Raw genomic sequence first — 14,960 nt, 5'->3', positions numbered from 1 at the left:
CATCACTCCTTTATTTTTGCATCGGCACGATAATGTCCTGTTCCTTCGCTACTTCAACGGCACGTTCATAACCCGCATCCGCATGACGGATAATGCCCATTCCTGGGTCGCTCGTTAAGACACGGGCGAGCCGCTCGTCAGCCAGCTCACTTCCATCGGCCACTGCAACCATGCCGGCATGCAGGGAATAGCCCATTCCGACGCCGCCGCCATGGTGGAAGGAAACCCAGCTTGCACCCGCCGCCGTGTTGACAAGCGCATTTAGCACAGCCCAATCACCGACAGCGTCACTTCCGTCCTTCATCGCTTCTGTCTCCCGGTTTGGAGAGGCGACAGACCCGCAGTCCAAATGATCTCTCCCAATAACGACTGGCGCTTTTAGCTCCCCGGTTCTAACCAGCTCGTTAATGGCGAGGCCCATCTTTTTTCGTTCTCCATATCCAAGCCAGCAGATACGGGACGGCAAGCCTTGGAAGGTGACTTTTTCCTGTGCCATATCAATCCAGCGGTGAAGGGCTTTATTTGTCGGAAACAGCTCTTTTAATAACGCATCCGTACGGTAAATATCTGCCGGATCTCCGGAAAGCGCCGCCCAGCGGAACGGCCCTTTTCCTTCACAGAATAAGGGGCGGATGTAGGCAGGGACAAAACCCGGAAAATCGAAGGCATTCTCCAGCCCTTCATCCTTTGCGACTTGCCGGATATTGTTGCCGTAGTCAAATACAATAGAGCCCTTTTGCTGAAAGGCCAGCATGGCTTCGACATGTTTTTTCATGCTTTGCTTCGCAAGGCGCACGTAAAGCTCTGGATTGTCTTGACGCAAACGGTCAGCTTCATCAAGGGAATAGCCCTCGGGAACATAACCGATTAAAGGGTCATGGGCAGATGTCTGATCTGTCACAATATCAATTTTGACGCCTCGGTTCAACAGTGTGTGATGTACCTCAGCCGCGTTTCCAAGAAGTGCAATGGACAAAGGTTTTCCTGCCAGCTTTGCTTCTTCAGCCCAAGCTAAGGCTTCCTCAATCGATGCTGTTTTTCGATCGCAGTATTTTGTTTCGATCCGCTTGTCGATGCGTTTCTCGTCAACCTCGACGGCAATCACGACGCCTTCATTCATCGTGACTGACAGCGGCTGGGCGCCTCCCATTCCGCCGAGACCCGCTGTCAGCGTCAACGTTCCTTTTAAGCTGCCCCCGAAGTGCTGTCGCGCCAGCTCAGCGAAGGTTTCATAGGTTCCTTGCAATATGCCTTGTGAGCCAATGTAAATCCAGCTGCCAGCCGTCATCTGTCCGTACATCATTAACCCTTTTTTCTCAAGTTCGTGGAAATGCTCCCAGTCTGCCCACTTCGGAACAAGAACAGAATTTGCTAGGAGCACGCGCGGGGCCTGCGGGTGTGTACGGAACATGCCAACAGGCTTACCGGATTGCACGAGCAAGGTTTCATCATTTTTTAATGTTTTCAAGGAATGCTCAATGGCGTGAAAAGCGTCCCAATCCCGTGCGGCTTTGCCAATCCCGCCATATACGATGAGGTCCTCCGGCTTCTCGGCGACTTCTGGGTCAAGGTTGTTTCTAAGCATCCGAAGCACTGCCTCTTGCTCCCATCCTAAGCATTCAAGCTCTGTTCCTCTGTTGGCACGGATTGATTTTTTTACATCAGTCATATGTTCATCCCCCTCAGTTCTTTATTCTGATGATCAGGTATTAAAGATTCCTTCTTCAGCCAGTCAGTCAAGCGTTCAATGTCATAGGAAAAAACACGGTCCTGCTGAATGGACGGCACGACTTTTCTCATTTCCTGAAAAAGCTGTTTCGTATAGGACGCTGCCTGTTCTATGCCTCTGTATTCAACAGCCTGCAATGCGCAAATGGCTTCGATCGCAATGACTCTCCTTGTATTTGCGATCACCTGATAAGCATGCCGAGCGGCGATGGTTCCCATGCTGACATGGTCCTCTTGGTTGGCGGATGACGGAATGGAATCCACACTTGCAGGATGGGCCAGTGTTTTATTTTCAGAAACGAGTGAGGCCGCGGCGTACTGCATGATCATTGCACCGGATTGCAGACCGGGATGAGGGCTCAGGAACGGCGGCAGGTCATTCAGCTGCGGATTCACAAGTCGTTCGATCCGGCGCTCTGCGATATTCGCAAGCTCTGATATTGCGATTTTCAGAAAATCCATGGCAAAGGCGATCGGCTGTCCGTGAAAGTTTCCGCCGGAAATCACTTTGTCACCATCATTGAAAATGAGTGGATTGTCTGTAGCTGCGTTCATTTCAATCTCTAATTTTTCTTTGACATAGCCTAGTGTCTGCCAAGTCGCACCGTGTACTTGCGGAATACAGCGCAATGAATAGGCATCCTGAACCCGCAGTTCTCCCTGGGAGGTTGTCAGGCCGCTGTCAGATAGATAAAAGCGAATTCGTTCTGCGACATCGATCTGCTCCTGATAGCCGCGTGCTGAGTGAATATCCTCGTCAAATGCATCGATAATTCCCCGCAAACCCTCAATCGTTAAGCTGGCAATGCGTTCTGTTTGATATGCTAGTTTCTCAGCTTCAATGTAGGCGACCACTCCCATTGCAGTCATGGCCTGAGTCCCGTTAATCAAGGCAAGCCCTTCCTTGGATGTCAGCGTTACCGGCTGAATCCCGGCTTTTTTCAAGCCTGTCATTGCCGGCATTCTTTCCCCCTCAAAAAAGACTTCTCCTTGCCCGATCAGTGCAAGCGCCAGGTGGGAAAGCGGCGCCAGATCTCCGCTTGCGCCAAGTGATCCCTGCTGGGGGATGACAGGATGGACGCGTTTATTTAAAAAAGCAAGCAACTGTTCGATCAGCTCAGCACGTACACCGGAAAAGCCTTTTAACAGCGCATTGGCGCGCAAAAGCAGCATTGCCCTGGAAACACACTCAGGAAAAGGGTCGCCGACTCCGCAGGCATGAGAAAGGATTAAATTCAGCTGCAGCGCCGCCGAGTCTTCTTTCTGAATCAGGACATCGCTGAATTTGCCAAATCCGGTGTTGATGCCGTAGATTGTCTTTTCGTCGCGTACAATCCGTTCCACTGCCGCTCTGCTTTTTTTCACGCGCTCCATACTTTCCTCGGAAGCCGCTGCCTCCTCAAAATCAAACAGCACACGAGCGACGTCGGCTGTTGTCAATGAAGAACCGTCTAAAGTCACCATAAGCCCAACTCCTTTTTCTTTACTTTGGTAAAGCGCCCATACAAAAAGGAGCTATGCTGTGAACACCTGTTTTCACGCATAGCCCCCTATCGTCTAAGATCTATGGGCTGTTTCATATGTGATTAATTCCAACACCGAATGTCTCGTGCTCAAGACCTTTAATCGGCGCCCCGATTGTTCCGTAAAGCGAGACAGCAATCCAATCGCCTTCCGCTTCACTTTCATAAGGATTTCCCCTCAAAACGGCAAACCTCAAGCCCACCGTCCGAAGCAGCGATCCCAGCAGCATTTCACCTCTGGTCACGCCATGCAAAGCCTCCATCGTCGCATGATAAAGCGCATGTGACTCCCGATAACCCTCAGATTGAATGACACCGCTCTTTTTGGAAGCGGTTTCAATTGCGGCTACTACTTTATGCGCGTCCATTGATCCTACCTTGCCAAGACAGACCTTCCATCCGTCTCGCTCCAGCTCCTCAACCTGCGTACTTTCTTCCGCCTCATTCAGCAGCAGGAGAACAGACAGCCGTCCGATCCGACGCTCTTTATGCAGTGTCATATGAATCACTCAATTCCTAAAAATTCTGATAACTATTAACTGAGTATTATATTAATTGGTTCAGCAGCAGAAGTCAAAAGATTTTTTACAGTCTTTAACAAGTTAGATTGCTATTGTAATAGCGAGACGCAGAAAGCAGGACGGGCTTTTTCAGCGATTGCACACGATATCCAGAAGGTAACCGGCCGCTGTCCAGCCGAATGACATCCTCAGTACAGCCAAGGCAACTGACTCCGGTGTTGACGGGCAATCAGGCATCATCTTAAAAAACGCCGACAACGAAATGGCTGTATCACAGTCGATGCAAAACCTGACAAAGCAGTTATTACATGTACGCGAATGAAAAACAGAAGTGATGAAAGAAGGAGAAACAGCAAAAGAGTTGAACTATGAAGGAGAGGATATGCAAGCAGCAGTTCTGCGCAAAACAGACAGACATCAGTCTGACAATGTCAGAGAACAGTGGGGAATCACCTACCCGTTTGAATATGAAAACATCCGGCCTTCATAACGGGTTGATGTTTCTTCATAGAGATATGTAAGCGCTTAAATTTTAATAAAAAAGTGAGGCGAATTGTTTAGATGTTCAACCGATTGTTTCATGTATGTTTTCTTGCAGCTCTTATCATGGCCTTCACCCTGCCAAACTCCGCCAATGCACAAAAACCCGTATTTAAAGAAGTCAGCGTTCATGATCCTTCCATCATTGAAACAAATGGCACCTATTATGTTTTTGGATCTCATCTCGCTTCAGCGAAATCGAATGACCTCATGCAATGGCAGCAGCTGACCACCAGCGTAAGCAATGACAACCCACTTATCCCGAATGTCTATGAAGAATTAAAAGAAACCTTCGAATGGGCGCAATCCGATACTCTTTGGGCTGCTGACGTCACGCAGCTGGCGGACGGCAAATACTACATGTACTACAACGCCTGCCGCGGCGATTCGCCAAGATCCGCCATGGGTGTTGCCGTTGCTGACAACATCGAAGGCCCATACAAAAACAAAGGCATTTTTTTGAAATCAGGAATGGAAGGCACAAGCAGCGATGGAACACTGTATGACGCAACCAAACACCCGAATGTCGTCGACCCGCATACCTTCTTTGATAAAGACGGCAAGCTGTGGATGGTGTATGGATCATACTCAGGCGGCATTTTCATACTGGAAATGAACCCGAAAACAGGCTTCCCGCTTCCTGGACAGGGATACGGAAAAAAACTGCTCGGCGGCAACCACAGCAGAATCGAAGGCCCGTATGTTCTCTACAATCCAGACACTAAATACTACTACTTATACCTATCATATGGCGGTCTTGATGCTACAGGCGGCTATAACATCCGTGTGGCCCGCTCCAAGAAACCAGACGGCCCTTACTATGATGCAGAAGGCAATCCAATGCTCGATGTCCGCGGCAAAGAAGGCACATTCTTCGACGACCGTTCCATCGAACCATACGGCGTCAAACTCATGGGCAGCTACACTTTTGAAACAGAAAATGAAAAAGGCACCGGGTACGTCTCACCAGGCCACAACTCCGCATACTATGACCAGAAAACCGGGCGTTCCTATTTAATCTTCCACACCCGCTTTCCGGGCAGGGGTGAGGAACACGAAGTCAGAGTCCACCAATTGTTCATGAACAAAGACGGCTGGCCGGTAACAGCGCCATATCGTTACGCAGGCGAAACACTGAAAGAAGTAAAACAAAAAGACATTACAGGAACATACAAAGTCATCCAGCATGGAAAAGATATCTCAGCCGACATCAAACAAACCATCAACATCCAGCTCAACAAAAATCATACCATTTCCGGGGAAATGACCGGAACATGGAAGAAAACCGGAAAAAACACAGCCGACATCACGTTAGCGGGCAAGAAGTATAACGGGGTATTTTTACGCCAGTGGGATTCGGTGAGAGAGAAGAACGTCATGACGTTTAGTGTGTTGAATGGCAGCGGTGAGGCTGTTTGGGGATCTAAATAAGATGGAGAAGCGCCTTCGAGGGAAGGCGTTTTTTTATGATTATTATTGACTAAAAGTAACAGTTAAGCACGAGGGTGAATGTAAATGATAGTGAGATTGAAGACCTGAATTAAAAGTCCCTGTTGTGATTATTCACCCTCTTGCGAAATTGTAAAAAACGTATTTTTAGCAAATTAGAACTGGTATAACTCCCCTCAAGACAATCCTTTTTACCTATTTATCCAATATGACCCATCATGTAATATGAAAATAGTCTGTATTGTAAAGAATTTACACAGTTTGATAGAAACACGAGGTGTTGCGGCATGCATAGTGAAATGTTGTTACATTCGGTAAAAGCCGACTTACATGAAAAGCAGGAACAGATCCATCAATTAAAACGAGTGCTGCACGAAATCAGGCAAATCAAACACGATATCTCTGAGGCCCAGCATCTCATTCACCGGCCTCATCTTAACCGGGAGGCATGGAGAGGAACACATGCTCAGCGGTTTGAAGATATTCGTGAAGGAATGAACAAAGCATATCAGCAAATCAAAAGCGATCAAGTCAGCGGAATCATCGAAAGCATAGAAGGAAAAATCCACTCATTAGAGGGCGATGTCTATTCCATAAGACGCCAAATTACGAGGATAGAGCATGAAATAGAGAAGGAAAAACATAAAAAGTGAGGTGAGCACAAATGGCACAGGAAATTAAAATGGTGTATGGCACAGTGAAGCAAGGGCTTTCTCAGCTCAAGAATTCAGCTGAACTCAAGTCCTCCTTACCCGGCCATCTCTCAGGCAGAAACCATTTGAATGTTGTAAAGTCCATCGAGCAATTAAATAAGGACATCAAAGAGCTCACTGAAGCATATGCGTCTGTTCTGGCCAAGCATATCGCACAAACGGAAAGCGCGGTAAACGCCATGAAGGAAACGGACGAAAACATATCATCTTCCATGAAATAAAGCGCGGGAGGACAAGGGATTGAAAACATTAGATGTCCACGCTCTTCACGAGGGCATTCAGCATACGATTGAGAAACTGGACAAGCAAAAACAACAGCTAGAGAAGCTGGAAAAAAGCGTTGAGCATCTGGCAGGCATGAAGGATGCGCTGAAAGGAAAAGGCGGAGATGCCATCCGAACCTTTTACGAGGAGTGCCACAAGCCTTTTCTCCTTTTCTTTGGCATGTTTATCGACGAATACAAAAAAGTGCTGAAACAAACACAGCATGCGATTTCCTCTGTAGAATCTGACTCCCACGGCATGATTGCAGAGGCTTTTCTCTCACACGATGCGAGACATGGGGTCAAGCATGCACGAGAAGTGACAGAGCAGCTCACTGATGCAGTCAATCGCCAGACATCAGCCATCGGCCACATCGTCAGCTTGCCGGCAGTCAATGATACCTTTTTCCGAATGGAAACAGAACAGGCTGAGCGACTGATTTCAGACACCCTGAATAAGCTCTTTCAATTTGACGGCCAGCAAACCCAAGCACTAGAAACCGCAAAATCAGATTTTCAAACGATGAAAAAATATATAGACCAGCTCGAAACCATGTACACCGGCCCGAAAATTGAAATCACAGGCTACAAAAGCGGCTCCATCCTGAAATCACAGGAAGAAGAAAACATCAACCAAACCTTCGGCGCGATTAACCCGCAAATGAAGCATTCGGATGATTCACCAATGGAGATGATGCTGAAGAAACTGGAGAAACATAAGCAATCAAACGTTGATTCTGTGATGATGGATGACAAACAACAGAAGATCGAGCGCGAGATTCATGCTGATGATAGTAACTTAACGGTATTACAGAAAGAACCAGCTAAGATATCTCCAAAAGTAGCTGGAGATATTCGAGTAATAAATGGTAAACTTTATAACGTTAAGGACTGGAAAGTGATTCAACGAGTAGATGTTGCAGATGAGTCTGTGAAGGATCAAGCGGATATTAACTATATCGGCGGAGTATACAGTATCTACGAAAATGGCCAAATCGTTCGGCGGTATCTTAAAAATGGTAAACCAAGTATAGAAATTGTTGAAAAGATTCCAGAAGGAAGAAGAGCTGGCGAAGTTAAAAATATTGATGAAGAAGTACCTAGTTTAGGAAAAATATCGGATACAATAGGTGAATTTTTTGTTGTTAATGATGGAATTCGGGCAACAACTGGCGAAGATCCTAAAACCAATAAAAAAGTTTCGGTTGATGAACGAATATTGAGTACTCTTTTTATTATACCTATTGCTAAAATTGGAAAGTATGCTTTTGTGTGGAGTAAGGGAGAGAAAGCAGTAAAGAGGGTTCCGAATGTTGGAAAAGATATTAAGGGTAAGGGAAAAAATCCTTCTAATTTTGCAGATAGGGAAAAGCTAGAATCTCATTTTTATAAACATGGAAATGAATTTGGTGAATTATACAAAAATGCTGATGAATATCTTGAAGGTGCAAAAGAAGTGATCAAAAACGGTATAAAAGTTAAATATAATTATAAGGGTGAAATTCGAACAGGTTATGTTAAGTTTATGGGTAATAGCAGAAATGGTAAAGCGAAATTTGAATTTGTAGGTACTAATAATAAAGGGGAAATTACAACCTATCATACTGAGAGTGGAAAAAAGATTTGGAAGACAATTAACGGAAAAAATATTCCAGTAATTAATCCAGCAGATTAGAAGGGAGTTCTTAAGATGATATATAAGGCGCTTGTTAAAAAACTTAATCCACATATAGAAGAGGAAGTGATTCTCGAAATAGAAGGGATAGAATTTACAGGTTTTTCTTCTGTCTGTCCTTATGAAATTGAAGTAGGGAAAAAATATCCTGTGTTAGTTGGTTTTACGATTTTGGATGAGTTAGTTATTCGTGAAAGTATAGAAAAAACAAAAGAATTAGAACAAATTGGTTTAGGATATCAATATTATATTAGGGGAATTTTGCAAGAGGATTCAATTGATGCTGGAATCGTTCTTACTGATGAAGATGAGTATTTTTCTGAATATCCTCATTTAATTGGGGAACATGTTGAGATAAAAGTTGACAGGATAAGCGTAGAATTTTTAAGAGATTCTGTTTAAATATAAAAAGTGAAGAAGATAGATGAGAAATTTTTATTGAGAAAAATAAATGAATCATTATTAATCATCCAGATTATTTTCCCCCTAGCAGGAATAGTTCTAACTATCATGACAATCTGGTTAGCAAATGCCAATCAAGTTCACGATATAGAGTTATATGTGATTGCTGGTTTATCATATGGTATATTTTTCTTTGTGTTCCCTTTAGGTATTTATATATTCAGGAAAAGAGTACTTATAAAAAAATTAAATGATATAGACGGATATAAATAGAGTTTCTAAAGTGGCATACACTTAAAGAACCATTGATCTTCTATAATTTATTAGATGATGAATGATTTAAACATTTACCATAAAATTAAATATATATAGGATATTAACCCTATTATTTTTCCCTAAAAGAAGCGAAATGATATGTTATCGATCAATAAGCAAGATGACCCGGTTTTTCAATTTTTAGCTGGAACATTCCATCAAGATATTGAAACTCCTGATGACGCTATACAAGAGTTATTAACAGAGGAAAGTAAGGAATATTTGGAGGATGCTATTGTCTTTTTAACGGATTTTATTGAAAGTGAGCATTCAGAAAATGAGAAAAAAGATTACATTCAATCTTGCGCAGATGGCGTGTATTTTCCTGCGTTTAATTTAGAACCAATAGATTGGCTAAAGAATGTAATAGTACAGATAAAGAAGTCTTTAAAAAAATTTAAACGGTAACGATTCATAACCTTGATTGGAAAAAATGCCTTTCAGGGTTTTTAATTACAATAATTTTTTATTGAAGTTAATACTAAGTTCAAATCTTTATGATTACTTTTGTTCTAGAAACGATAGTCAACACCAAAAATGAAAGCGTTGACATCCCGCAAATCTAGTGCTAAAGTATACCTACAAACAAATAAAACGACCCGTCAGGATTGTTACTGCGATAGCAGGCAAAACCTAAATGGTGCAGGTGCAGGAGGAGACTCTCGCAATCTGTGTCATTTAGGTTTTTTTTATTCTCTTTTAGGAGGTGATGCGGCATTTGATACAAAAAAAGCTGGTGAAAGGCGGCCACCTTTCATCCAGCAGTCCCCCCATAAAAAGGAGGTATACACATGGATTATGATAAATTATCGAAGGACATATTACAACTCGTAGGCGGTGAAGAAAACGTTCAGCGCGTGATCCACTGCATGACGAGGCTGCGTTTTAATCTTCATGACAACGCGAAGGCGGATCGCAGTCAGCTGGAGCAGCTGCCGGGGGTGATGGGCACCAATATCAGCGGCGAGCAGTTTCAAATCATTATCGGAAACGATGTGCCGAAGGTGTATCAGGCGATTGTGCGGCAGAGCAATCTCAGTGATGAAAAGAGCGCTGGTTCATCCTCTCAGAAAAAGAATGTGCTGAGTGCGGTCTTTGATGTGATTTCTGGTGTGTTTACCCCGATTCTGCCTGCGATTGCGGGAGCGGGGATGATCAAAGGGCTTGTTGCGCTGGCAGTCACGTTTGGCTGGATGGCGGAGAAGAGCCAGGGCCATGTCATTTTGACGGCTGTCGGTGACGGCGCGTTCTACTTCCTGCCGCTCCTGCTAGCGATGAGTGCGGCGAGAAAATTCGGAAGCAATCCGTACGTAGCGGCAGCCATTGCGGCGGCGATTCTGCACCCGGATTTGACAGCCCTGCTCGGTGCGGGGAAACCGATTTCCTTTATCGGGCTTCCTGTAACCGCTGCCACTTATTCGTCAACGGTCATCCCGATTTTGCTGGCGATTTGGATTGCTTCGTACGTAGAAAAATGGATTGACCGTTTTACACACGCATCTCTCAAATTGATTGTGGTTCCGACATTCACGCTATTGATTGTCGTGCCGCTGACATTGATTACAGTCGGTCCGCTTGGCGCTATTTTAGGAGAATACTTGTCTTCTGGGGTCAATTATTTGTTTGATCATGCAGGGCTTGTGGCAATGATTTTGCTGGCGGGAACGTTCTCTTTAATCATTATGACGGGCATGCACTATGCCTTTGTGCCGATCATGATCAACAACATCGCTCAAAATGGCCACGATTATTTACTGCCGGCTATGTTTTTGGCGAATATGGGGCAGGCTGGGGCATCATTTGCCGTCTTCCTTCGCTCCAGAAACAAAAAATTTAAATCACTCGCGCTTACCACAAGCATCACGGCGCTGATGGGGATCACAGAACCTGCGATGTACGGCGTGAATATGCGATTGAAAAAGCCGTTTGCGGCCGCTTTGATTGGCGGTGCAGCCGGTGGCGCGTTTTACGGCATGACGGGTGTTGCTTCCTATATCGTCGGGGGGAATGCAGGTCTGCCGAGCATCCCTGTCTTTATCGGTCCAACGTTTATTTACGCGATGATCGGTCTCGTGATTGCATTTGCGGCGGGAACAGCAGCTGCGTATTTGCTTGGATTCGAGGATGTGCCTTCTGACGGCAGCCAGCAGCCGGCAGTGCATGAAGGCAGCAGAGAGATCATTCACAGCCCGATTAAAGGAGAAGTGAAAGCATTAAGTGAAGTCAATGATGGAGTGTTTTCTGCCGGGATCATGGGAAAAGGATTCGCCATTGAGCCTGAAGAAGGAGAAGTTGTGTCGCCTGTTCGTGGAAGCGTTACCACCATTTTTAAAACAAAACACGCAATTGGCATTACGAGTGATCAGGGAGCTGAAATACTCATACACATTGGATTGGACACGGTGAAGCTGGAGGGACAATGGTTCACGGCTCACGTCAAAGAAGGCGACAAGGTCGCACCGGGAGATCCGCTCGTGTCCTTTGATCTGGAGCAAATCAAAGCCGCGGGATATGACGTCATTACCCCGGTGATCGTGACCAACACAGACCAATATTCATTTTCGCCGGTGAAAGAGATCGGTAAAGTGCAGCCAAAAGAAGCGTTGCTAGCTTTATCTTGAAAAAACTAATGGGGTGATTAATATGAGTTTAAACGCAAAACGATTTCCAGAAGGATTTTTATGGGGCGGCGCAGTTGCTGCCAACCAAGTGGAGGGTGCTTATAACGAGGGTGGTAAGGGGCTTTCGACAGCTGACGTATCGCCGAACGGGATCATGTCTCCATTTGATGAATCAATGACTTCCTTGAATCTGTATCACAACGGGATTGACTTTTATCATCGTTATAAAGAGGATATCGCCTTATTTGCAGAAATGGGATTTAAGGCGTTCCGCACATCGATTGCGTGGACGAGAATTTTTCCGAATGGCGATGAAGAGGAGCCCAATGAAGAAGGCCTCAGCTTTTATGATGATCTGTTTGATGAGCTGTTAAAGCATCATATTGAGCCTGTCGTAACCATCTCTCATTATGAAATGCCGCTCGGTTTAGTGAAAAATTATGGCGGCTGGAAGAATCGCAAAGTCATAGAGTTTTATGAACGCTATGCCAAAACGGTTTTCAAACGCTATCAACACAAAGTGAAGTATTGGATGACGTTCAATGAAATTAACGTGGTGCTCCATGCGCCGTTTACCGGAGGCGGTCTTGTCTTTGAAGAAGGAGAAAACAAATTAAACGCGATGTACCAGGCGGCACACCACCAATTTGTGGCCAGTGCTCTTGCTGTCAAAGCGGGCCACGACATCATTCCTGATTCGAAAATCGGCTGTATGATAGCGGCAACGACAACCTATCCGATGACTTCTAAGTCGGAGGATGTCTTCTCGGCAATGGAGAATGAGCGCAAAACACTTTTCTTCTCAGATGTTCAGGCAAGAGGCGCATATCCGGGATATATGAAACGCTATCTGGCAGAAAACAATATTGAAATTGAAATGGCTGAAGGCGATGAAGAGCTCATGAAAGAACATACTGTGGATTATATTGGATTCAGCTACTACATGTCGATGGCGGCGAGCACAGATCCGGAAGAGCTTGCAAAATCAGGGGGCAACCTGCTGGGCGGAGTCAAAAACCCTTACCTCAAATCATCAGAATGGGGCTGGCAAATTGATCCGAAAGGCTTGCGCATCACGCTCAACACCTTATACGACCGTTATCAGAAGCCGCTGTTCATCGTTGAAAACGGCCTTGGCGCTGTAGACAAGGTTGAAGAGGACGGCACGATTCAGGACGATTACAGAATCAACTATCTGCGTGATCATTTAATTGAAGCACGCGAAGCCATTGCGGACGGCGTTGAATTAATCGGATACACATCATGGGGGCCAATTGACCTTGTCAGCGCATCTACTGCGGAAATGAAAAAACGCTACGGTTTCATTTATGTGGACAGGGACAATGAAGGAAATGGAACATTTAACCGCATCAAGAAAAAAAGCTTCAACTGGTATCAACAGGTTATCGCCACAAACGGAGAGAGTCTCTGACAATTTTTTGAAAACTCATGCGCTTCAATTGACAATAACGAAATGCAGGCGGACAATAAAAGAGAAAGATGAACCACCCACAGTCCGAAAGGCGGGAAGAGCATGTTTAACAAAATGTTAGTAGCGATTGACGGATCAGACATGAGTGCAAAAGCGCTTGATGCCGCAGTGCATTTGGCAAAAGAGCAGCAAGCGGAACTAAGCATTCTTCATGTGGGGAGAGAAGCCGTCGTCACGACTTCTTCTCTGACGGGAATTGTCTATGTACCTGAACACTTTATTGATGAAATCAGGAACGAGGTTAAAAAAGAGGGCCTGAAAATCCTTGAAAATGCAAAAGAAAAAGCAGCCGAAAAAGGCGTTCAAGCTGAAACCATTTACGCGAATGGCGAGCCGGCGCATGAGATACTAAATCACGCAAAAGAGAAAGGCGTCAGCCTGATTGTAGTTGGCAGCCGGGGGATCAGCGGCCTGAAAGAAATGATGCTTGGAAGCGTCAGCCATAAAGTGTCTCAATTATCAACATGCCCGGTTTTAATTGTTCGATAGATTTGTAAAAAAAGCGCCCTTGGGCGCTTTTTTCTATTTAGAATAGAAGTGTTATAATATCCACATGTAAAAAAGAGGAATTCTATGTATAGATTTCTGAATTCATAAAAAACAGTTTATGCTATGCAGTACTGGAGGTAGAATACGTTTGATGCAACAGGATCTTTCCATATCGTCAAAACAAAAATCAACAGCCGTAATCAAAATGGTCATCTCCATGGTGATTTTCGGCTCTATCGGCTTTTTCTCAGAGCATACCAGTCTGCCGTCATTTGAATTGGTCTTTGTCCGCTGCCTTTGCGCGACGCTATTTTTAGGCCTTTGCTGGCTGGCGTCCGGCCAGTATAAAACTGAAAAATGGAGCAAGAGAGACGTGCTGCAAACATTGGCGTGCGGTTTCTTTCTTGTATTCAACTGGGTGTTCTTATTTAAGTCTTTTGAAGAAACGTCCATTACAATTGGCATCTCCGTTTATCATCTAGCGCCGGTGCTTGTTCTTCTTCTGGGGAGCTTCCTCTACGGAGAGAAATTAAATGTGATCTCCGTCAGCTCCATTATCATCTGCTTTCTGGGAACTGCGCTGATTTGCGGGATTAACGGCAGCACTTCATTGACACAGCTGATGGGATCAGGGATCATATGGGCAGTTCTCGCCGCACTGTTTTATGCGTTCACCACTTTATTGGGAAAAGGCATTCACAATCTCAGTCCTTACACGACCACCTTCTTGCAGACGGGTTTAGGGGTTATCATCCTGATTCCGTTTATTCACTTTGGCGCTTTTGCTGACCTATCTCAGGGAAACTGGATTATGGTGGTATCTACCGGCATCATCCATACGGGCATTGTATATTTGTTGTTTTTTTACAGTTTACGATTTTTATCAACGAAATTTATTTCAATTATTGTATTTCTCGACCCAGCTGTCGCAATAGTGCTAGATACCGTCTTCACAGGCTTCCGCCCTGACCTATATCAAACGCTTGGCATCGTAATGATCTTTGCGGGCATAGCCTTGACGCTTGTCAGGAGTCAGGGGAATGCGAATGTGGCAGCTGAGGGTACGGATATTGAACAAATGCAATAATAAAAAATGTAAAAAGGCCTATGCGGCCTTTTTTTGTTTTAGGTCAATTGACTCTCGCTAATCCTTAAAATAAGATAAATTTTCTAGAAAAATATTGTAATAATATTTCAGTCTAGTTAAGATTATTGAGTAAATATTACTT

Annotated in this window: 13 protein-coding genes and 1 pseudogene; 11 read left to right on the top strand and 3 right to left on the bottom strand. The window is 44.8% G+C overall.

The window, feature by feature from the left end:
- Positions 1 to 10: 10 nt before the first annotated feature.
- The 3 genes from hutU to hutP form a co-directional block, all read right to left on the bottom strand.
- Entirely contained in the window at positions 11 to 1,669 is a 1,659-nt protein-coding gene (hutU, locus tag NYE56_RS19995) for a urocanate hydratase (RefSeq protein WP_014478453.1), read from the bottom strand.
- Positions 1,666 to 3,192 carry a histidine ammonia-lyase gene (gene hutH, locus NYE56_RS19990; protein WP_341284313.1) on the bottom strand — a complete coding sequence of 509 codons (1,527 nt, stop codon included), beginning with the start codon at positions 3,190 to 3,192 and terminating at the stop codon, positions 1,666 to 1,668. Before hutH ends, hutU begins: the two co-directional genes overlap by 4 nt.
- Positions 3,193 to 3,304: 112 nt before the next feature.
- Positions 3,305 to 3,751, bottom strand: coding sequence for a hut operon transcriptional regulator HutP (hutP, locus tag NYE56_RS19985; RefSeq protein ID WP_003243875.1), 447 nt, complete (start codon positions 3,749 to 3,751; stop codon positions 3,305 to 3,307).
- 283 nt (positions 3,752 to 4,034) lie between these two features.
- Here hutP and NYE56_RS19980 point away from each other — a divergent pair.
- The 11 genes and pseudogenes from NYE56_RS19980 (at position 4,035) to NYE56_RS19930 (ending at position 14,818) form a co-directional block, all read left to right on the top strand.
- Positions 4,035 to 4,198 (top strand): annotated as a pseudogene (locus tag NYE56_RS19980) (hypothetical protein).
- 135 nt (positions 4,199 to 4,333) lie between these two features.
- Entirely contained in the window at positions 4,334 to 5,743 is a 1,410-nt protein-coding gene (abnB, locus tag NYE56_RS19975) for an arabinan endo-1,5-alpha-L-arabinosidase AbnB (RefSeq protein WP_341284312.1), read from the top strand.
- A gap of 305 nt (positions 5,744 to 6,048) precedes the next feature.
- Positions 6,049 to 6,414: a YwqH-like family protein gene (locus tag NYE56_RS19970; protein ID WP_268556044.1), complete on the top strand. Its 366-nt coding sequence runs from the start codon at positions 6,049 to 6,051 to the stop codon at positions 6,412 to 6,414.
- Between the two features lie 11 nt (positions 6,415 to 6,425).
- Positions 6,426 to 6,695, top strand: a complete 270-nt coding sequence (locus NYE56_RS19965; RefSeq protein WP_003218942.1) for a YwqI/YxiC family protein — start codon at positions 6,426 to 6,428, stop codon at positions 6,693 to 6,695.
- Between the two features lie 19 nt (positions 6,696 to 6,714).
- Positions 6,715 to 8,412, top strand: coding sequence for a T7SS effector LXG polymorphic toxin (locus NYE56_RS19960; protein WP_341284311.1), 1,698 nt, complete (start codon positions 6,715 to 6,717; stop codon positions 8,410 to 8,412).
- 15 nt (positions 8,413 to 8,427) lie between these two features.
- Positions 8,428 to 8,814, top strand: coding sequence for a hypothetical protein (locus NYE56_RS19955; RefSeq protein WP_268556042.1), 387 nt, complete (start codon positions 8,428 to 8,430; stop codon positions 8,812 to 8,814).
- A gap of 414 nt (positions 8,815 to 9,228) precedes the next feature.
- On the top strand, positions 9,229 to 9,537 hold the full coding sequence (locus NYE56_RS19950; RefSeq protein WP_268556041.1) for a contact-dependent growth inhibition system immunity protein: 309 nt from the start codon (positions 9,229 to 9,231) through the stop codon (positions 9,535 to 9,537).
- 383 nt (positions 9,538 to 9,920) lie between these two features.
- A complete protein-coding gene (gene bglP / locus NYE56_RS19945; RefSeq protein ID WP_341284310.1) occupies positions 9,921 to 11,750 on the top strand; it encodes a PTS beta-glucoside transporter subunit IIABC in 1,830 nt (609 codons plus the stop codon).
- Between the two features lie 22 nt (positions 11,751 to 11,772).
- Positions 11,773 to 13,182, top strand: coding sequence for an aryl-phospho-beta-d-glucosidase (gene bglH / locus NYE56_RS19940; RefSeq protein ID WP_341284309.1), 1,410 nt, complete (start codon positions 11,773 to 11,775; stop codon positions 13,180 to 13,182).
- Positions 13,183 to 13,284: 102 nt separating this feature from the next.
- Positions 13,285 to 13,731 (top strand): universal stress protein, encoded by a 447-nt coding sequence (locus tag NYE56_RS19935; RefSeq protein WP_003227162.1) that lies wholly within the window; start codon positions 13,285 to 13,287, stop codon positions 13,729 to 13,731.
- Between the two features lie 151 nt (positions 13,732 to 13,882).
- Positions 13,883 to 14,818, top strand: coding sequence for a DMT family transporter (locus tag NYE56_RS19930; RefSeq protein ID WP_341284407.1), 936 nt, complete (start codon positions 13,883 to 13,885; stop codon positions 14,816 to 14,818).
- The last annotated feature ends 142 nt before the right edge of the window (positions 14,819 to 14,960 follow it).

Source organism: Bacillus sp. FSL R5-0603, from assembly GCF_038050295.1.
In the GTDB taxonomy this organism is placed as follows: Bacteria; Bacillota; Bacilli; order Bacillales; family Bacillaceae; genus Bacillus; species Bacillus subtilis.
Note: the sequence above shows the minus strand (reverse complement) of the source record. Positions and strands in the feature narration are given on the sequence as shown.